Origin of the sequence: Halorientalis pallida (assembly GCF_004118325.1) — an archaeon.
Taxonomy (GTDB): Archaea; Halobacteriota; Halobacteria; order Halobacteriales; family Haloarculaceae; genus Halorientalis; species Halorientalis pallida.
On the sequence record NZ_RDFA01000001.1, the window covers coordinates 532,200 to 549,782 of the forward strand.

Genomic DNA, 17,583 nt, shown 5'->3' on the forward strand with positions numbered 1-17,583 from the left:
GGACGACGCCGGTGTCTTAAACAGCCACAAAATGTTCGCACAACGGCTACCCCCCAGTCTCTCCACTCGGGTGTATGAGCAGCGTTGACAAGACTGGTGGGGGCGAGGGAGCGAGCGATTCCAGGACCGAGACACACGGACCACCGGCGGTGCGGACGGTCGAGGGCTCGTCGGACCGGACGGTGTTCACCGAAGCGGGCAACACCGACGCCTGGATCGCGACCGACTACGTCAGCGACGTACAGCGGTAGCCGCCCGCTCTGGGAGTGTCGTCCGACCGCCGACCAGCCACGGCACTCGTCTCCCCCAGGTTCCCCGCCCACCGCCGGGTCGGTCTGAGCAGTCGCTCACACGAGGTTCGCGACGGAAGGAAATGCCCGGGGAGGGCTCCGAACCACGGGAAGACCGCGGGCCTTCCCTGCCCTGCGCTCACTGCGTTCGCGCAGGACCTACCGGGTTCTCCGCCCACCACCGAGGTGTTCTGAGCAGTCGCTCACACGAGGTTCGCGACGGAAGGAAATGCCCGGGGAGGGCTCCGAACCACGGGAAGACCGCGGGCCTTCCCTGCCCTGCGCTCACTGCGTTCGCGCAGGACCTACCGGGTTCTCCGCCCACCACCGAGGTGTTCTGAGCAGTCGCTCACACGAGGTTCGCGACGGAAGGAAATGCCCGGGGAGGGCTCCGAACCCTCGATCTCCGCATGTCCCAGGTTCGAGGCTGACGGGCCTCAGGGACCGGGAGCGACGCCGCGCACGAGTCTCGAAACCCTATGAGTGCGGCGCTATGTCCAGCTAAGCCACCCGGGCTCAGTGTGCACCCGGTCCTAAACGAGTGGTCGTCTTTAACCTTCCCATCTCCGGCGGCTATCCCCGCCGCTGCAAGCGAATCCCACACACGACGATCGCCAGCGCGACGAGCCCGACGACCACCCCGAAGCCCACACCTTCGGCCTCGGTGACGCGCGGACCGACGACGGTTCCAGTGGGCGTCGCCACCGTCCGGTTCTCCGTGCCGATAGCCGCCGCTCCGTCCGGCGCCACCGTCGTCGCCACCTCGACTCGCGTCCGGTCGGTCGTGGTCGCCGGTGGCGTAGTCGTCGTCGGCCGCTCCGGCGGCGACTGCACGGGCCCTGAGATTCCCCCCTCCACATCGTTCAGGTCGGGAATACCACCGTCCCCACCGGCGGCGTCGCCACCACCGTCGTTCTCGGCCTCTTCGTCGTCGTCCTCACCACCGTCGTTCTCGGCCTCTTCGTCGTCGTCCTCACCACCGTCGTTCTCGGCCTCTTCGTCGTCGTCCTCGTTCACGGCGTCGTCACCGCCAGCGTCGTTTCCACCGTCGGCGTCAGCGCCCGAACCGCCGGCCGGGTCGGGCGCTACGTCGACACCACTACCGCCGTCGGAGCCACCACCGCCGGCCGATTCGTTCGCGCCGTCACCGCCGTCCGACCCGTCCGAGCCGGTAGACTGTCGTGACTCTGACGTTCCCGCTGACTCGGGGGTGTCGGTCGCGGCCGGATCGGGCGTCGCCGGCGCGCCCGGCGTGTCCGGATCGGTGACCGTACCCTGTTCGGTCGGTGTGTTCGGCGTCCCCGCCGTACCCTGTTCGGTCGGGGTCGCTCCCGGTGCTGGCGTGCCGCCACTCGGCGTCGCCGCTGCCGGTGTGCCGTCGTCCGGCTCCGCCGTCGGCTCGGGCTCGGCTTGCGTGTCCGTTCCCGTGTCGGCCGGCGTCGATTCGACGGGTGTCTCCGCGTCCGTTCCGTCGACCGGCGTCCCCGTCTCTTCCGGCGTGGACTGTGGCGTGGGCTGGTCGGTGTTCGGAGTCGCCCCGTCGGGCGAGTCGTCTGCGCCCCGGTCGGGCGTCGATTGCGGAGTCTCGTCGGCTGGCTGGCTCGTCGTCGAGTCGTCGTCGGTCCCGTCCTCGTCGTCAGTTTCGTCCTCGTCGTCAGTTTCGTCCTCGTCGTCGAGGGCGTCCTCGATGCGGTCGAGCAGATCCTCGTCGTCGATGTCGTCTTCCTCGCCATCGTCGACGGGCTGGCCCTCGCCCCCGTCATCCGTGGGCTGGCCACCGCTTCCGGTCTCGCCCTCCTCGGTCTCCTCGCCGTCGTCTTCAGTCTCCGCTTCGTCCGCCTCGCCGTCGTCTTCAGTCTCCGCTTCGTCCGCCTCGCCGTCGTCTTCAGTCTCCGCTTCGTCCGCCTCGCCGTCGTCGGTCACGTCTTCGTCGCCGGCTGTCCCCTCGGGTCCGTCGGTCGGTTCCGGCACCGTAGCGTCGTCGGGGGTCCCCGTCTCCGGGTCGTCGTCGGGTTCCGGTGTGTCCGCGTCAGGGGTGTCTGTCTCCGCGGTCCCCGCGGGTTCGCCGTCGGAACCGGACGGGGTTGCCTGCTCCGGGTCGATGTCGGGTTCCGGAGTTCCCGGTTCGTCCGGCGTCGACTCGGCGGGCGTCGGCTCCTGATCGGGGTCGATGTCGGGTTCCGGAGTTCCCGGTTCGTCCGGCGTCGACTCGGCGGGCGTCGGCTCCTGATCGGGGTCGATGTCGGGTTCGGGCGTTCCGGCGTCCGTCGCGGGTGCGTCCTGTGTGGCTGGGTCGGGGTCCGTCGCAGTGTCGTCGGCGGGGTCCTCGGCCGTCGCAGGGTCGTCGGCGGGCTCTTCGGGGGTCGGGTCGGCGTCGGAGTCCGGCGCGGGGGTGGCTCCGGTGTCGTTCTCCTGGACCGCGAAAGATGGGGGGGCGTCAGCCGCGGCGGTGACGGCGAGGGCCGCGGAGACGCCCAGCGTGCACAGTGCGAGGACCGACAGGCCGGTGACCAGCGGCGAGGCGAGACGTGACACGACCGATGGCTCGGCGAGGACGAGAATTGTTACGCGGGGGATATTCCAGCGGCAAGCCGGGCTTATCTCGCCGGGGTCGGGGTAAGCGGGTTGTACCGCACGCGGAGACCGGCGGGCCACACCACCCGCGGATTTAAGCCACCCGGCAAGTACACAACGACCATGGAGATTCCTGACCTCGTCCGGGACGCGCTCGGGGGCGAGGACGTCGAGTTGGGCGTCAACCTCGGTGACGAAGACGTCGTCTGTCTCACGCCGACCCGGACGCTCCTGTACCGAGCCGAAGGGCTGTTGAGCGACGAGAAAGTCCAGGAGTTCCCCCACGACGTGGAGTGGTTGGACGTGAAGGAAGGGCGCCGCAAGACGAAGTTCGTCCTCGAGTACGTCGAGGGCACACGAAAGTTCGGCGTCCCGGGCAACCGCGACGGGGCGGTGCTCGAACTGCTGTTGACCGGTATCCTCCGGGCCGACGGCGTGACCGACCCCGACGAGTCGGTCGCCGGTGCCTTCCGGTTCAGCGAACTCGTGTTGATCGTCACCGACGAACGGGTCGTCCGCCACATCGGCTCGGCCGTCTGGACCGAGGATTACGAGGAGTACCCCTTCTCCGACCTCACCGGCCTCTCCTTCGAGCAGGGCAACGTCGCCACGGAGGTCGTCCTCGAGATCGACGGCCGACCCAAACGGATCAAGACACCCAACGAGCAGGCCCGCAAGGTCCAGCAAGTCGTCGAGAACGCCGTCTTCGACTTCTACGGCGTGGGCAGTCTGGACGAGTTGAACGCCACCATCGGCGTCGAAGAGGACGGAGAGGGAGGGCACGAGGACACCGAGGGCAGCAGCGACATCGACATCGGGGGCGGCATCGACCCACTGGTCTCCGACGACGAGGAACGGAGTCCGAGCATCGACGGCCCCACGGCCAGTGGGTCGTCCGGTTCGTCCGAGACGACCGCCCGTGCCGAGTCCCGATCCCGGAGCGACAGCGAGAACGACACCGCGTCGGGAGCGGCCGAACGACGGGAACGGGCCGCCGACGCCGGCGGTAGTAGGGCGAGCGCCACCGAGTCGGGAGCCCGGAGCCAGGGGTCCGCGGCGGCGAGTCAACGGGACCTCGACGCCGTGGAGTCACAGCTCGCGGAGTTGACGACGGCGGTCGAACGCCACAACGAGTTGCTCGAGCAGCAACAGCGGACGATCAAGAAGTTGATCGAGGAACTGCGCGAAGGGCGCTAGCTCTCCCGCCCGGTAACTTTCCGGATGCACGAGGACCCGAACGGGCCGTGTTCGCCGGCGTCGAACGTGATGAAGTAACCCGTCGAGATTTCGGCCCCACACCGTCGGCAGGAGAACTCGCCCTCTTTCGTGATCACGTCCGTCTCGAAGCTCACGTAGTCGTGGCTCGTCGGGCGGACGATACCGTCCTCGCGCTCGACGACCCCGCGGGCGACGGCCGTGTCCAGGATCTCGCGCTGGACGTTCGGGTCGGTGGAGACCGTCTCGATCCGGTCGAGCGCCGCGGCGACCGAAAGGGAGTCGTGTTCGAGGCTGGCGAGCAACTCCAGGCCGAGTTCCACCGGGTTCACGTCCTGCACGCCGGATACTGTGACGGCTATCGAATTAAGCGTTGTGAGCCCACCACAAGAGGTATACGGCGCGGGCGTCGCCTCTTGTGTAGATGCGAGGCGTGACGCGCCAGCGGTTACTCGTCGGGTCGATACTCGCCGCCGTGGCGGCCGTCGCCGTCGCCGGTCGGTCGCCGACCGCGATCCTCCGGTGGGCCGAGAGCCTCGCCGGTCAGCCGGCCCTGTTCGCGGTCGCGCTGGCGGGCCTGTACCTGTTTCGCCCGCTCGCACTCCTTCCGGTCGCGGTGTGTTCCGTCCTCGTCGGCTACGTCTACGGCCTCGCTGGCATCCCCATCGCGATGGTGGGTGCGGCCGTGACCAACCTGCCGGTCTTCCTGCTGGCCCGCTACACGGACGTGGGCGGGCGGCTGGCGACTCGGTTCGAGAGTCACGCCGGGCGGTTCGTCGCGACTGCCGGCGCGTTCCGGAGCGTCGTCGTGGCACGGCTTCTGCCACTGCCCTCGGACGCCGTCTCCTACGCGGCCGGGCTGACGCGGGTGCCGGTCCGGTACTACGTCCTGGGCTCGACCGTCGGGGAGATTCCCTGGATCGTCGCCGCCATCCTCGCGGGACGGTCGATGCACGACCTCACCGTGTCCGGGGCGAGCGTCGGCCCCGACGTAATCGTCGGACTGGTTGCGCTCGCGGCGCTGTTGCTCGCCGGGCCGGCCTATCGGTATCTCACCGAGGAGCGACACCCTGGCACCGCCGACGCTCAGTAGAAGGTGTCCGCACAGTCGTAGACGACGCCGTGTTCCGGACAGACGTACTTGCAGTGGCGACTGTACATCGGCCGCTCACACATCGGACAGGGGCGGCCAGCCGAATCGGACTCCCGACCATCGGTGCCAGGGCCACTGCGTTCCTCACTCATATATGCCGGATGAGGACAGCGCGGGCTTGACTCTTCGGGTCGATCCCGGTCCAATTCTAGAACCATCCCGAACGGAGTTCGGACAATCGGTTTACGTGGGTATCACCTCCGGATAGGTATGTCACGGCTCCGTGAGCAGGTGTCGAACGCACTACCGACGGTGGTAGTCGGTCTGGTCGCCGGGATCACCGCCGTCGTCGGCTCGTACGCGGCCGCCGGGTTCACCCCGTCGTTCGTCGTCACGCCGGTCACGAACTGGATCCGCGAGACGAGCCCCGCAGTGGTCACCAACTCGATCATCGAGAACCTCGGGAGTCTCGGCCAGTCGCTGCTCTTTCTGAGTGCCGTCGCGCTGTTCGTCGGCGGTGTCGCCGCGCTGGTCGTCGGCTCGCGATACCTCGGCAAGCGGCTCAACAACCGGGCGCTCCCGGTCGTCGCGACGACGGCCGGGACCTGGGCGGTCGTCGCCGTCACGACGGGTCAGGCGTTGCTCGCACTCGGCGCGGCGCTTCCGGCGGGCGTGGTCGTCCTCCTGTTCGTCGCCGCTCCGTCGCTGCCGATGCCGGAGGCTGTCGACTCGCGCCGCCGGCAGATCCTCTCGAGCGGGGTCGTACTGGCCGGGTTCGGTCTCGCCGGGTACGCCGTCGGCCAGCGCCGCACGCCCGATCTCGGTGGCAAACCGCTCGCGGAGAACTCGACACAGCAGCAACTCCTCCAGGGCGCCGCCGAGAAGTCCTTCTCGATGGACGGTGCGGAACCACTGGTCAGCGAGAACTTCTACACCGTCGACATCGCCAACGTGAACCCGACGGTCGACGAGTCCGAGTGGGAACTGACGATCACCGGTGCGGTCGACGAGAAGGTGACGCTCGATTACGCGGCGCTGAAGGGGATGGAGTCGGTCGACCGTTTCGAGACGATCCGCTGTGTCGGCGAGGACCTCAACGGGAAGAAGATGGACACCGCCCTCTGGACGGGCGTGCCGTTGCAGGACCTGGTCGCACGGGCCGGCCCGAACGGCGACTGTGACTGCGTGCGTCTCCGGGCGGCCGACGACTACTACCAGGTGTTCCCGATGGACGCGCTGGAAGACAGCCTGCTCGTATACGGGATGAACGGCAACGCGCTCCCGCGTGGCCACGGCTATCCCGTCAGAGCGCTGATCCCGGGCCACTGGGGTGAGATCCAGGTCAAGTGGCTCGGCGAGATCGAGGTTCTCGACCAGGACGCCGAGGGCTACTGGGAGAAGAAGGGCTGGCACGGAACCGGCCCCGTCGAGACCGTCGCGAAACTGCACGCTCTCAACGACCTCGACGACGGGCGCAAGGAAGTCGGCGGCCACGCCTACGCCGGGGTTCGCGGCATCCAGCAGGTGGAGGTGTCGACCGACGGCGGATCGACCTGGAACGAGGCCGAACTCACGGAGCCCCTGGAGGGAATCGACGCCTGGCGACAGTGGCGCTACCGCTACGATCCGCCGAGTGGGTCCCACGAAGTGGTCGTTCGCGCCACCGACGGGGAGGGACGGCTCCAGCCCCGCGAGGAGAGTGGCTCCTTCCCGAGCGGTGCGACCGGCTGGGTGTCCGAGACCGTCCAGTGATCGAGACCAGCATCCATAAACGGGAACCGTGAGAACTGCGACCAACTGTCGATGGAAAAGGCCCTGTGGTACCTGCTGGCCGGCACGCGGGGGGGTGAGAACCGCGCCCGGATCATCCGGACGCTCGACGAGCGCCCGCGGAACGCGAACCAGCTCGCCGAACATCTGGACGTGGACTACAACACCATTCGTCACCACCTGGAGATGCTCGAAGACCACGACGTGGTCGAACCGGGCGGTGACGACTACGGCCAGCTGTATTTCCTCACGGACCGCTTCGAACACCACCGCGACGCCTTCGAGGAAATCATCGAACACGTGGAGTAACCTATGGCAATGAGTACCTGGATCACGATCGCGAGCGGGCTCGCCGCACTGAACGTGCTGTTGCTGGCGGCGCTTGGCTTCGTCTGGTTACGCAACTACCGCCAGTTCAAGTCGCCACTGGTGCTGGGCCTGCTGGCCTTCTCGGCCGTGATGCTCGTCGAGAACCTCGGTGCCATCTACTTTTTCTTCTCGATGGGCATGCTGTACGCCAACGACGTGATTGCCCAGCAGTTCGCCGTCGCCCTGCGCGGGCTGGAGACCGTCGCGCTGGCCGTCCTGACGTACGTCACCTGGCAGTAGCGGGGCGTGCCGTCGTTACTCCTGATCCTCGCCCTCCTCGACCCAGGCGGAGAGATCCGACACGGCTTCCAGTCCCTCGTGGGCGAGTTCGAGTTCCTCCGTGGCGACCCCGGACCGGTCGGCGACGAGTTCCGGCCCGGTCCACTCGACAGGCGTCGCCGAAAGACACCGCCAGCCCCGGACCGGCCGACCGGCCCCGTCACACAGGAGGACGTGGACCGTCCGCGGTTTCGCCGTCCCCGCCACCCACTCTTGCACCCAGTCCCACAGCGTCGTGTCGTCGCCGACGCCACGGCGGAGGTGCAGGTTGGGTGACTGGGTACGGCGGCGCTCGGTCGCGGGCAGCGACTCGCGATACTGGTCGAACCAGTCGCCGAAGTCCCACCAGGGGCTGTCGTCGGTGTCGCCGGGGGCCGACTCCGTCTCGTCGGGTGCCACCTCGACGCGAACGGAGAGGCCGCGGACGGCGGTGAATCCCAGCCGAGTCTCCGTCCCGATGTCGACCTCGAACCGGTGGCCAGGGTAGGGATCGTCACCAGGCATCGGGTGGCCCTCGCAGGTCAGGCGTCGGTCCAGCGACCGTCATGCGACGCGCTCGAACCCCTCACAGACGAGTTCGAGCGATTCGATGGCCACGTCCTCGCCGGTGGCGTCGAGTCGCGGGGCCTGGTAGGTCGCGGGCCACACGTCCCGGAGTTCCCAGCGCGCGCCGGCGTTGCCCTCCCGGTCGAGGACGACGACCGCGGCCGTCCGGCGCGCTTCGTCGACCTTGCCCTGTTCGACCAGCGTCCGCCACTCTGACAGTTCGATGGAGTCGTCGGTGACGCCGCTCCGGAGGACGACCCGGCCGTAGCGGTTCAGGCCCGCCAGCTGACGCACCGTCGGCGGGTCGGTCCCCTCACGGTACTCGATCACGTCCGTACTGCTGGCTGGCTGGCGACACTTCGCGAAGCCGGCCTTGGCGATCCCCTCGATCTCCAGCAGGAACCGCACGTTCCGGTAGGGACCGTGTTTGTCCGGCACGGTTACGCCGTGCCCTCCGGTCGAAGTTCGACGTCGACTGTGCGTCCGCCTGCCGCGAGGCTCCGATACATTTCGTTTCGGCTTCAGACGAGGCGTACATAACGATGTCTCTGCCGACAGAGGGAAAGCGAAAATCGGCGCGTCCGCGTTCGGTCGGTCGCTCCCCGTAGTGTCACACGCTCCAAGTGCGAAGGGGGTCCCAGACCGTCAGATCAGCACTCCGACCAGCCACAGGACTCGCAGGTCTTGCAACCCTCCGAGTAGTACAGCGTCATTGCGCCACAGTCGGGGCACTCCGGGCTCTCGCCGCTGGAGATGAGTTCCTGTGTCGCGTCGTCACCGGATTTGGTCTGTGCCTTGGCCCCACCGTCAGGCTCGGGCGCGCCCGCACCGGTGTCGGCGACGGCCTCGGCGTTGGGGTCCTCGGCGGTCTCGGTCTCGGCGGCCGTCTCCTCGAGGGTCTTCTGTTCGGGGTAGCCCTTGTCGATCTCGTCGTCGAGGTAGCGACGCAGGGCCGTCCCGATAGCGTCCGGGATGGACTGGATCTGCTCGCCCTTGTCCCAGGCGACCTTCGGACTCCGGGTGCCCTGGAGTTCGTCGACGATCTCCATCGGGTCGACGCCGCTGCGCAGGGCCGTCGAGATGACCTTCGCCAGCGCCTCGGTGAAGGAGTTGGTGAAGCCACCGGAGTGGCCGATGTTGGCGAACAGCTCGAACGGTTCGCCCGTCTCGGGGTCCTCGTTGATGGTCACGTACACCTTCCCGTAGCCGGTGTCGATGCGCTGGGAGACGCCCCGGAGCGCGTCGGGCCGGGAGCGCTTGTCGGCGTACTTGCTGGCGTCCAGGTCGAACAGGTCCTCGGCGGTCACGTCGAGTTCGGCCTGCACGTCCTCGTGGTCGAGGAACGCGTCGAGGCTCCCGAAGATGTCCCGGATCTGTTCGCTGAGGACTTCGGCGGCCTCCTCCTCGTCCATCTCGGCGAACTCGGTGTTGTCCGCGCGGGTCGTCAGCACCTGCTTCGAGCGGGTGCCGTCGCGGTAGTAGGTGACGCCCTTACCGCCGTGTTCGTAGATGTACTCGAACACTTCCTTGGCGTCCTCGACCGAGGAGTCGTTGGGGGCGTTGACCGTCTTCGAGATGGCCGAGTCGACGCCCTCCTGACAGGCCGTCTGGATCGCGGCGTGCTGTTTGGCCGTGAGGTCCTGGGTGGTGACGAACAGTTCGCCGATGGCGTCCGGCACGGTGTCGAGGCCGTCGATGCCGTCGAACCGGTTCTCGGCCATCTGGTCCTGGGCCTCCTGTTTGACGGCGTCGACGTCGATGCCGTTCTCCTCGAGGACGCGGAGGAAGTAGTCGTCGAACTCCACCAGCATCTCGTCGCCCTGCACGTCGTCGGAGACGTTCTTGTAGTAGGCGACGTTGTAGATGGGCTCACAGCCGCCGGTGGTGTTGCCGACCATGCTCGTGGTGCCGGTCGGCGCGATGGTCGTCGTGTTGTGGTTGCGGATGGCGAAGCCGTCTTCCCACTCGTCGGCGTCGAGGCCGGTCTGTTTCTCGAACCACTCGCGGTACTCCGTCGGGTTCGCGTACTTCGAGTTGTCCCACTCGTCGAACGCGTCGCGTTCCTCGGCGAGTTCGTGGGAGGCCCACTTCGAGCCGTGGTTGATCTGACGCATGATCTGTCGCGCGACCTCGTTGGAAGCCTCGTCGCCGTACTTCATCCCGAGCTGGACGTACAGCTGGGCCAGCCCCATCACGCCGAGGCCGATCTTGCGCATCTCCCGGACCTTCTGCTCGATCTTCTCGACCGGGAAGTCCGACATGGTGACCACGTTCTCCAGGAAGCGCGTCCCCATCTCGATGCGGTGGTCGAACTCGTCGGTGTCGAGTGCTTCCTCGAGGAAGGCGTCGACGGCGTCTTCGAGACTGTCGTACTCGTCGAGATGTTCCTCGGACCAGAGACGCCAGTCCGGGGCGTCCTCGTCGGCCAGCGTCGAGAGGTTGATGTGCCCGAGGTTACAGGCCTCGTACTCTTCGAGGGGCTGTTCCCCACAGGGATTGGTCGCGAGGATCTGGTGATCCGGATGTTCCTCCACGTCGAAGGAGTGTTCCTTGTTGACGCGTTCGAGGTAGATCACGCCGGGTTCGCCGTTCTCGTGGGCGCCCTCGACGATGTGTTCCCAGACCTTCTCGGCGGGCACCGAGAGGATCTCGCCCACTTCGACGTGCTCGCCCAGTCCGAACATGTCGTACAGTTCCTTGGTCTCGGGCGTGGCGACGTGGGGTTCGTCGGTGCGCGGGTTGGTGAATGTGAACTCCTCGCCCGCCTTCACGGCGTCCATGAAGTCGTCGGTGATGCCGACGGAGATGTTGAAGTTCGACAGATGGCCCTCGACGGCGTTCCGGAGGTGTTCCGGGACCTTGCCGTCGTCGTCGATGAGCTCGCGCGCTTCCTCCAGCGCGTCGGCGAAGGAGGTGTGCGTGAAGTCGTCGGGGTCGTTCAGGCGCAGGGTCTCGGCCAGGCTCACGTCCTTGTTCTTGGCGTGGATGAACTGGATCACGTCCGGATGGGAGACGCGCATGACGCCCATCTGGGCACCCCGTCGGGCACCACCCTGGGCGATGGTCTCACACATCTGGTCGTACGTCCGCATGAACGTGATGGGGCCGGAAGCGATCCCGCCCGTAGAGCCGACGGCGTCCCCGTACGGTCGGAGCCGCCAAAAGGCGTAGCCCATGCCGCCGCCGGACTGGAAGACTTGGGCGGCTTCTTTCGCTGTTTCGTGGATGTCGTCGATGTCGTCCTCGGGCGAGTCGACGAAACAGGCCGAGAGCTGCTGGAGTTCGTCGCCCGCGTTCATGAGTGTCGGCGAATTGGGCATGAAGGCGAGTCGCTCCATCAGGTTCTGGAACTCCTCGGCGGTCGCTTCGACGTGTTCCCGGACCGGGTCGGGGAGTTCGGGGACCAGCGTGTCGTAGGCGAACTTGTTGACGTTGTAGATAGAGAGCGTCGTCTCGGCGTCGGAATCGGCCGTGACGCCCGCGCCGAAGACTTCCGCGGCGAGTTCGTCCCGTCGCGGGTGGTCGGGCTTGAGCTGGTCGGGTGTGACGGTGATGTCCAGATCACGCTTCCCGGCCTCGAAGACGGCCTCGGCCAGGGCGATGTTCTTCCCGACTCGCTCGAAGAGGTCTTCCTGCTGTTCGATCAGTTCGCCGTCGGCGTCTTTCCGCAGATACCGCGCGGGGAGAATGTTGTGGTAGGCGTTCCCGGTCAACCGCTCTTCGAGGGTGTCGCCCTCGGTGCGCTTGATCGGCAGCGTTACCTCGTCGGTCGAGAGGTCGTGCCGACTCACGGACGCTCCCCTCCTTCCGGCGCTGTCTGACGTGCGATTCGCGACTGGGTCCTGGGCCTCTGACCTGTCATTTGTAACGGAACTCGTGTTGTCTCGGGTGGCAAATAACCCTTGTCGTTGGGGCGTTTTCCGCGTCGATACAGATGTAACTTGCTTGTCATTCCGTACCCGCAAGCACCGCTTCGCGGGCGTGATTGCTACGTCCAGTAGCGACGGACGGACGCTTCTTAAGCCTGGGCAGACCGGAGTGAAAGTGAAATCGTTACCTTCGGAACCCGAAGACGGGTCCGCTGTTTCCAGTGGAAATTGGAGGGGGTTCGGGCGTCGGAACGGGCCCGACTGGCGGCGTTTCTTCGCCGGTAGTCGCAGCCGCAGAAAACGCGTCGGAATCCACAGATATCGGCGGGGCGTGCCGCTCCGTGCGAGACGCGAGGGTGTACGGTGTTCACGCGTCGCAACCTCGACACGAAAGGGGGGCTGGCCGGCACGTTTTATTGTGGGGCGACAGTACTGTCGGGCATGTTACCCGTCCAACTGGGTCCGCTCGGGTCTCCGCCCGCCCTGCTGCTCGGTCTGCTGGCGCTGGCCGCCGTGATCGTGGTCGGCCGCATCCTGCTGAGTGTCGCCTGGAAACTTGTGGTGATCGCCCTCGTCGTCGTGACGGCGCTGTGGGTGGTGGGTGCGATCAGTCTCGGTGACGTGCTGGTCGCCGCACCCTACTGATCCCCGGCCCAGTCGAGGAAGTTCCGGACCACGTCGTGACCCACGGCGGTCAGGACCGACTCCGGATGGAACTGCACGCACTCGATGGGGTACTCGCGGTGACGAATCCCCATCACCAGGTCCTCGCCGTCGTTCTCACAGGTCGCCGTCACGTCGAAACAGTCCGGCACCTCGGTCGCGACAAGGGAGTGGTACCGCCCACCCTGGAAGCCCTGGTCGAGGCCGGCGAACACGCCGTTCCCGTCGTGGTCGATGGCGAAGGCCTTCCCGTGGATCGGTTCCGGCGCGCGTCCGACCGTCCCGCCGTAGACGTGTGCCGCGGCTTCGAGGCCGAGACAGACACCGAGCGTCGGCACCTCGGGGCTCACCTCCCGCAACACGTCGTTGGTCACGCCCACGTCCCGTTCGTTCGCGGGGTGACCGGGCCCGGGACTGATGACGATGGCGTCGGGAGCCACCGCGCGCACGTCGTCCAGCGACGCGGTGTTGCGCAGCACCTGGGTCTCGGCGTGTTCGCTGACGTACTCCACGAGGTTGTACGTGAACGAGTCGAAGTTGTCCACGAACAGCACCGTCGGGCGACCGTCGTCGGCCGCAGTGGCGTCCTCGGCGGCGCTCATCGGGACACCTCCTCGGCACCCTCTTTCTCACCAGCAGGATCGGGATGTGCGTCCGCCTCGACGGGTTGGTCGGCGATCCGATCCAGCGCGGTCAACACGCCGTCCATCTTCTTCTCGGTCTCGTAGTACTCGCTGGCGGGGTCCGAATCGGCGACGATGCCCGCACCGGCCTGGACGGTGATGCGGTCCGCCGCTCGCGGGTCGGTCCCCTCCCCGCTCGCGCGATGTTCGACCGTCGCCGTCCGGATCACGATGGCGAAGTCGGTGTCGCCGGTCCAGGAGTAGTAGCCGACGCCACCGCCGTAGAGCCCGCGCGGCTCGGGTTCGAGCTCGTCGATGATCTCCATGGCCCTGATCTTCGGCGCGCCCGAGAGCGTCCCCGCGGGGAAGGCGGCCCGCGTCGCGTCGAACTGGTCGGCGTCGTCGGCGAGCGTCCCGGTGACTGTGGACTCGATGTGCTGGACGTGGCTGTACTTCAGGACGTTCATGAACTCCTCGACGCGGACGCTTCCCGGCTGGGCCACCCGGCGCACGTCGTTGCGCGCCAGGTCGACCAGCATCGTGTGTTCGGCCCGCTCTTTGCCGTCCGCGAGCATCTCGCCGGCCAGCCGGCGGTCCTCGACCGGCGAGGTCCCGCGATCACAGGTCCCTGCGATGGGGTTCGAGACGATCCGGTCGTCCCGCACGGAGATCAGCGTCTCCGGGCTCGCGCCGACCACGGTCAGTCCGTCGTAGCCCAGCAGGTACATGTACGGCGACGGGTTCACCTCCCGCAACGACTCGTAGAAGGCAAGCGGGTCCACGTCGCCGTCCAGTTCCCGTTTCCGTGAGATCACGCCCTGGTAGATGTCGCCGTCGAGGACGTGCTCCTTCGCGCGCTCGACCGCGGCCTCGTAGTCGGCGCGCGGAGCGGCCCGCTCGGATTCGAGCGCGAACCCGCCGGTCTCGACGGCCACGTCGGCGTCGAGCAGGGCCGCGACCCGCTCGGCCTCCGCTTCGAGTTCGTCGTAGCGCTCGCCCGCGTCCTCGTCGTGGGTCACGAGCGGCGTGAACACCAGCGAGACGGTGTCGTCCCTGTCGTCGAAGACCAGCGTCTTCGTGTTCAGGACGAACTGCGCGTCGGGGAGCCGTCCGTCGGGGTGATCCAGTCCCACCTCGTCGAGCCACATGTCGTAGACGGCGTCGTAGGAGAGAAAGCCCACGAGCCCGCCGTCGAGGTGCTGGCGGTCCGCGCCGTTGAACCCGCGCCGGGTCGCGTCCGGGAGCGCGTGCCGGAGGTGGTCGACCGTGTCCGCGTCGGCACGACCGGCCGTCTCGATCCGGCCGGCGTAGCGGTCGTCGAACGTCTCGACGCTCGCCCCGCCGGAGTCGACGGTCACGACCGCCTCGGGGTCGTACCCGACGAAGGAGTAGCGAGCGTGGCGTCCCTCCCTGGTCGGCGCGAACGCGCCGTCCGGGTCGCTGGAGGCGACCTTCTCCGCGCTCTCCAGCAGGAAGGCGTAGGGCGCTGGCTCGGCGTCGGTCGTCCGCCCGGTCAGCGCGGCGTAGGCGGCCAGCGGTTCCACGTCGGCGGGCAGGTCCGCGGCGACGCGGACGACCGCCGGTTCGTCCGTGTCTGCCAGTTCGACGAACGCCTCGCGGCTGGTGTCCATCATACGCCGACCACCGCGCTCTCGGCCCGCTCGACGAACCGCCGGACAGCGTCGTGGTCCTTGACGCCATCCGCGGACTCCACCCCGCTGGCCACGTCGACGGCGAACGGTCGAACGGTCTCGACCGCCTCGGCGACGTTGCCCGGGGTGAGCCCACCCGCGAGGATCACTGGCGTCCCGAAGTCCGCGACCAGTTCTGCCGTGCGCTCCCAGTCGTGTGTCTCGCCGGTCCCACCACCGCCCTGCTCGTCCACGGAGTCGACCAGCAACGCGTCGGCCGCGTCGGCGTACGCCGCCACGTCCGCGTCGGTCGCGTCGACGGCGGCGATCACCTGCGCCGGCGCGCGTTCTCCGACCGCCGCGACGTCTTCGGGCCCGAGAGCCCCGTGCAACTGGACGGCGTCGGGTTCGACACGTTCGACCAGTTCGACGGCACGCTCGACGGTGTCGGGCATCGTCACCAGCACGCTCGTGACGAACGGCGGGACGGCGGCCGCGAGGGCCGCGGCCTGCTCGACCGGAATCTCGCGCGGCGTGTCGACGGTGACGTCGGCGGTGAGTCCCAGTGCGTCCGCGCCGGCGGCGACCACGGCGTCGAGGTCCGACTCGCGCGTGATGCCACAGATCTTCGTCCGCGTCATTGCTCGACCGCACAGAGATCCGCGAGTTTCTCCGTGGCCCCGCCCTCGGCGATTGCCTGCCGGGCGCGCTCGACGCCGTCGCGGTGGGAGTCCGCCTCGCCCGCGACGTAGATGGCCGCCCCCGCGTTCGCGAGGATGATGTCGCGTTTGGGCCCCGTCACCTCGCCTTCGACGATGCCGCGGAGATCCGCGGCGTTCTCCTCGGGGGACCCGCCGGCGACCGCCTCGATGTCCGCCCGGTCGAGCCCCAGATCCGACGGACCGATCCGGTACTCCTCGACGGAACCGCCCTGCACCTCGGCGACGACCGTCTCGTCGTGGATCGCGATCTCGTCCAGTCCGGCCCCGTGGACGACCATCGCGTGGTCGACGGGCATGTGCGTCAGGGAGTTGGCGATCAACGGCACCAGATCGGGGTCGTAGACCCCAAGCACCTGCGCGTCCGCGCCGGCGGGGTTCGTGAGCGGCCCGAGGACGTTGAAGATCGTCCGCATCCCGAGTTCCTTGCGCGGGCCGATGACGGCCTTCATCGCCGGGTGGAAGACCGGCGCGAGCATGAACCCGATCCCGTCACGCTCGATAGCCGCTTCGACGGCCGGCGGTTCGGCCTCGACGTCGACACCGGCGACCTCCAGCACGTCGGCGCTGCCCGACGAGGACGACACCGAGTAGTTGCCGTGCTTGGCGATCGGCACGCCCGCCCCGCTGGCGACGATAGCGCTGGTCGTCGAGACGTTGATCGTGTCGTAGTCGTCGCCACCCGTCCCACAGGTGTCGACCAGCGGCGACCGGTCCGGCGAGATCGTCCGCGCGGCCTCGCGCATCCCCTGGGCGAAGCCCGCGATCTCGTCTTCCGTCTCGCCTTTCGCGCGCAACGCCGCCAGCAACGCGCCGATCTGTGCCTCCGTCGCTTCCTCGAAGATCGCCGTCGCGGCCTCGCGTGCCGCCGCGACCGTCAGATCCTCGCCCTCCGTGACTCGTTCGATGTGATCCTGCATTGTGGACACCAATGGACGTATTCGCGTTGTGATGTACAAATCCGTTCATCGACTTAAGCGTATCGGGTCCCCGGCAGCCGGACCGGCACAGCGGGTCCGTGTGAAACGGGCACGAGTGCCGGACGGAACGGCTTTCTCCAATCCGAAACCTTCAATTACCACTGCGGATTACGGTGTGGTGCAGGCAGCACGGGTTCGTGGTCTAGATCGGTTACGACACCTCCTTGACATGGAGGAGGCCGACGGTTCAAATCCGTCCGAACCCATTAAAAATTTTACAGGATCTGTTTTGGTAGTGGCTTCTGTGTTACTCCTGGTCGAGATCGACAGTCTCACCCGGTGCATCGGGGTGGTGAGTTCGACAGACTGTTGTCAGGTTTCGTAGTGGATGTGCGTCCCGTACCGGGAGCTCCCAGTTGACGAACAGGCGTAGCGGGACGATGTGATGAACGTCGAGGCCGAAGCCGAATCGTGCTTCGTGTTCTTCGTTTGTGATCCCACAGGTCGTACAGCGGTAGTCGTCGCGTTCGAGTGCCCGCCGCCGCTGTCGGTACCAGCCGTCCCGATAGTGTGTCGAACTACCGTCCTCGACGGAGAAGCCATTGTCCACACCCCAGCACGCCATCGAACAGTACTCGGTATCCAGCGACTGCCGCCGTTCGAAGGTCTCCCCACAGCCCGGACAGGCGATCCCGACCTACCGCCGTCGCGGTTTCCCGGCACAGTCGTTCGAACAGAACTGTCCGTCCCGGACCGACGGATAGTATCGGAACGAGTCGCCACAGGTCGCACACTCGCCGGTGGTCAGTGACTCACCGTCCTCGATGTCGTGCCGGGCCAGCCGGCGACGGATCGTGCTGGGCGAGGTCCCACACGGCTGGGCGATCTCGGTCGAGGACTTCCCGCTCTCGACGTGCTGGGTTCGGAGAAATTCCGCATCCCGGTAGCGTCTACCCATCGGTCGTCACGTGCCGGGTTCGTCCTGTTTCGCTACTTGAATGTTCGGAGGGGACCTCGTCAGT

The 17,583-nt window shown here is 67.4% G+C and carries 19 protein-coding genes and 2 tRNA genes; 8 read left to right on the forward strand and 13 right to left on the reverse strand.

What is annotated here, in order from left to right; genetic code table 11:
- Positions 1-74: 74 nt before the first annotated feature.
- On the forward strand, positions 75-251 hold the full coding sequence (locus tag EAF64_RS20750) for a hypothetical protein (protein WP_193767579.1): 177 nt from the start codon (positions 75-77) through the stop codon (positions 249-251).
- 415 nt (positions 252-666) lie between these two features.
- Here EAF64_RS20750 and EAF64_RS20660 read toward each other — a convergent pair.
- Positions 667-806 (reverse strand) — tRNA-Met (locus EAF64_RS20660).
- Positions 807-863: 57 nt separating this feature from the next.
- The gene (locus EAF64_RS02915; protein ID WP_129067461.1) at positions 864-2,825 is read right to left on the reverse strand and encodes a hypothetical protein; all 1,962 of its coding nucleotides are present in this window, start codon (positions 2,823-2,825) and stop codon (positions 864-866) included.
- Positions 2,826-2,987: 162 nt separating this feature from the next.
- On the opposite strand from EAF64_RS02915, the gene EAF64_RS02920 reads away from it, so the two are divergent.
- Positions 2,988-4,061 (forward strand): DUF7115 domain-containing protein, encoded by a 1,074-nt coding sequence (locus tag EAF64_RS02920; RefSeq protein WP_129067462.1) that lies wholly within the window; start codon positions 2,988-2,990, stop codon positions 4,059-4,061.
- Here EAF64_RS02920 and EAF64_RS02925 read toward each other — a convergent pair.
- Positions 4,058-4,420: a DUF5830 family protein gene (locus EAF64_RS02925; protein ID WP_227738867.1), complete on the reverse strand. Its 363-nt coding sequence runs from the start codon at positions 4,418-4,420 to the stop codon at positions 4,058-4,060. The two genes, EAF64_RS02920 and EAF64_RS02925, sit on opposite strands and share 4 nt — an antisense overlap.
- A gap of 83 nt (positions 4,421-4,503) precedes the next feature.
- On the opposite strand from EAF64_RS02925, the gene EAF64_RS02930 reads away from it, so the two are divergent.
- Entirely contained in the window at positions 4,504-5,172 is a 669-nt protein-coding gene (locus EAF64_RS02930; RefSeq protein ID WP_129067463.1) for a TVP38/TMEM64 family protein, read from the forward strand.
- Here the strand turns inward: EAF64_RS02930 and EAF64_RS21660 are convergent.
- Complete coding sequence (locus EAF64_RS21660; protein ID WP_325051201.1) at positions 5,166-5,255, reverse strand: HVO_2523 family zinc finger protein; 90 nt, start codon at positions 5,253-5,255, stop codon at positions 5,166-5,168. The genes EAF64_RS02930 and EAF64_RS21660 overlap by 7 nt on opposite strands.
- Before the next feature lie 187 nt (positions 5,256-5,442).
- Between EAF64_RS21660 and EAF64_RS02935 the strand changes: the two genes are divergently transcribed.
- Genes EAF64_RS02935 through EAF64_RS02945 form a run of 3 tightly spaced genes read left to right on the forward strand, consistent with a single transcriptional unit; the run spans position 5,443 to position 7,551 of the window.
- Complete coding sequence (locus EAF64_RS02935; RefSeq protein WP_129067464.1) at positions 5,443-6,924, forward strand: molybdopterin-dependent oxidoreductase; 1,482 nt, start codon at positions 5,443-5,445, stop codon at positions 6,922-6,924.
- A gap of 51 nt (positions 6,925-6,975) precedes the next feature.
- Positions 6,976-7,251, forward strand: coding sequence for a winged helix-turn-helix domain-containing protein (locus EAF64_RS02940; protein ID WP_129067465.1), 276 nt, complete (start codon positions 6,976-6,978; stop codon positions 7,249-7,251).
- A gap of 9 nt (positions 7,252-7,260) precedes the next feature.
- Positions 7,261-7,551, forward strand: a complete 291-nt coding sequence (locus tag EAF64_RS02945) for a hypothetical protein (protein ID WP_193767549.1) — start codon at positions 7,261-7,263, stop codon at positions 7,549-7,551.
- A gap of 15 nt (positions 7,552-7,566) precedes the next feature.
- Here the strand turns inward: EAF64_RS02945 and EAF64_RS02950 are convergent, their stop codons facing one another.
- The 3 genes from EAF64_RS02950 to EAF64_RS02960 form a co-directional block, all read right to left on the reverse strand.
- On the reverse strand, positions 7,567-8,094 hold the full coding sequence (locus tag EAF64_RS02950; RefSeq protein WP_129067467.1) for a phage tail protein: 528 nt from the start codon (positions 8,092-8,094) through the stop codon (positions 7,567-7,569).
- Between the two features lie 39 nt (positions 8,095-8,133).
- A complete protein-coding gene (locus EAF64_RS02955; RefSeq protein WP_129067468.1) occupies positions 8,134-8,574 on the reverse strand; it encodes a phage tail protein in 441 nt (146 codons plus the stop codon).
- A gap of 212 nt (positions 8,575-8,786) precedes the next feature.
- The gene (locus EAF64_RS02960; RefSeq protein WP_129067469.1) at positions 8,787-11,927 is read right to left on the reverse strand and encodes an adenosylcobalamin-dependent ribonucleoside-diphosphate reductase; all 3,141 of its coding nucleotides are present in this window, start codon (positions 11,925-11,927) and stop codon (positions 8,787-8,789) included.
- 519 nt (positions 11,928-12,446) lie between these two features.
- On the opposite strand from EAF64_RS02960, the gene EAF64_RS02965 reads away from it, so the two are divergent.
- A complete protein-coding gene (locus tag EAF64_RS02965) occupies positions 12,447-12,650 on the forward strand; it encodes a hypothetical protein (protein ID WP_129067470.1) in 204 nt (67 codons plus the stop codon).
- Here EAF64_RS02965 and trpG read toward each other — a convergent pair.
- The 4 genes from trpG to trpD are packed head-to-tail and all read right to left on the reverse strand — an operon-like array spanning position 12,644 to position 16,561.
- On the reverse strand, positions 12,644-13,270 hold the full coding sequence (trpG, locus tag EAF64_RS02970; RefSeq protein ID WP_129067471.1) for an anthranilate synthase component II: 627 nt from the start codon (positions 13,268-13,270) through the stop codon (positions 12,644-12,646). The two genes, EAF64_RS02965 and trpG, sit on opposite strands and share 7 nt — an antisense overlap.
- The gene (trpE, locus tag EAF64_RS02975; RefSeq protein WP_129067472.1) at positions 13,267-14,925 is read right to left on the reverse strand and encodes an anthranilate synthase component I; all 1,659 of its coding nucleotides are present in this window, start codon (positions 14,923-14,925) and stop codon (positions 13,267-13,269) included. Before trpE ends, trpG begins: the two co-directional genes overlap by 4 nt.
- Positions 14,922-15,563, reverse strand: a complete 642-nt coding sequence (locus tag EAF64_RS02980; RefSeq protein ID WP_129067473.1) for a phosphoribosylanthranilate isomerase — start codon at positions 15,561-15,563, stop codon at positions 14,922-14,924. Before EAF64_RS02980 ends, trpE begins: the two co-directional genes overlap by 4 nt.
- Positions 15,560-16,561, reverse strand: a complete 1,002-nt coding sequence (gene trpD / locus EAF64_RS02985; protein ID WP_129067474.1) for an anthranilate phosphoribosyltransferase — start codon at positions 16,559-16,561, stop codon at positions 15,560-15,562. The genes EAF64_RS02980 and trpD overlap by 4 nt, the downstream gene beginning before the upstream one ends.
- Before the next feature lie 191 nt (positions 16,562-16,752).
- Here trpD and EAF64_RS02990 point away from each other — a divergent pair.
- Positions 16,753-16,827, forward strand: a tRNA-Val gene (locus EAF64_RS02990).
- Between the two features lie 41 nt (positions 16,828-16,868).
- On the opposite strand, the gene EAF64_RS02995 is transcribed toward EAF64_RS02990, so the two are convergent.
- Together EAF64_RS02995 and EAF64_RS03000 are read right to left on the reverse strand one after the other, a co-directional pair.
- Positions 16,869-17,186 carry an HNH endonuclease gene (locus EAF64_RS02995; RefSeq protein ID WP_193767550.1) on the reverse strand — a complete coding sequence of 106 codons (318 nt, stop codon included), beginning with the start codon at positions 17,184-17,186 and terminating at the stop codon, positions 16,869-16,871.
- A 72-nt stretch (positions 17,187-17,258) separates the two neighbouring features.
- Positions 17,259-17,519 carry a hypothetical protein gene (locus EAF64_RS03000; protein WP_129067476.1) on the reverse strand — a complete coding sequence of 87 codons (261 nt, stop codon included), beginning with the start codon at positions 17,517-17,519 and terminating at the stop codon, positions 17,259-17,261.
- Positions 17,520-17,583 lie beyond the last annotated feature (64 nt).

What these genes read in the sequence shown, in the direction of transcription:
- EAF64_RS20750 (WP_193767579.1), top strand. Translation starts at nt 75, where the DNA reads ATGAGCAGCGTTGACAAGACTGGTGGGGGCGAGGGAGCGAGCGATTCC.
- EAF64_RS02920 (WP_129067462.1), top strand. Translation starts at nt 2,988, where the DNA reads ATGGAGATTCCTGACCTCGTCCGGGACGCGCTCGGGGGCGAGGACGTC.
- EAF64_RS02930 (WP_129067463.1), top strand. Translation starts at nt 4,504, where the DNA reads ATGCGAGGCGTGACGCGCCAGCGGTTACTCGTCGGGTCGATACTCGCC.
- EAF64_RS21660 (WP_325051201.1), bottom strand. Translation starts at nt 5,255, where the DNA reads ATGTGTGAGCGGCCGATGTACAGTCGCCACTGCAAGTACGTCTGTCCG.
- EAF64_RS02935 (WP_129067464.1), top strand. Translation starts at nt 5,443, where the DNA reads ATGTCACGGCTCCGTGAGCAGGTGTCGAACGCACTACCGACGGTGGTA.
- EAF64_RS02940 (WP_129067465.1), top strand. Translation starts at nt 6,976, where the DNA reads ATGGAAAAGGCCCTGTGGTACCTGCTGGCCGGCACGCGGGGGGGTGAG.
- EAF64_RS02945 (WP_193767549.1), top strand. Translation starts at nt 7,261, where the DNA reads ATGAGTACCTGGATCACGATCGCGAGCGGGCTCGCCGCACTGAACGTG.
- EAF64_RS02950 (WP_129067467.1), bottom strand. Translation starts at nt 8,094, where the DNA reads ATGCCTGGTGACGATCCCTACCCTGGCCACCGGTTCGAGGTCGACATC.
- EAF64_RS02965 (WP_129067470.1), top strand. Translation starts at nt 12,447, where the DNA reads ATGTTACCCGTCCAACTGGGTCCGCTCGGGTCTCCGCCCGCCCTGCTG.
- trpG (WP_129067471.1), bottom strand. Translation starts at nt 13,270, where the DNA reads ATGAGCGCCGCCGAGGACGCCACTGCGGCCGACGACGGTCGCCCGACG.
- trpE (WP_129067472.1), bottom strand. Translation starts at nt 14,925, where the DNA reads ATGATGGACACCAGCCGCGAGGCGTTCGTCGAACTGGCAGACACGGAC.
- EAF64_RS02980 (WP_129067473.1), bottom strand. Translation starts at nt 15,563, where the DNA reads ATGACGCGGACGAAGATCTGTGGCATCACGCGCGAGTCGGACCTCGAC.
- trpD (WP_129067474.1), bottom strand. Translation starts at nt 16,561, where the DNA reads ATGCAGGATCACATCGAACGAGTCACGGAGGGCGAGGATCTGACGGTC.
- EAF64_RS02995 (WP_193767550.1), bottom strand. Translation starts at nt 17,186, where the DNA reads ATGGCGTGCTGGGGTGTGGACAATGGCTTCTCCGTCGAGGACGGTAGT.
- EAF64_RS03000 (WP_129067476.1), bottom strand. Translation starts at nt 17,519, where the DNA reads ATGGGTAGACGCTACCGGGATGCGGAATTTCTCCGAACCCAGCACGTC.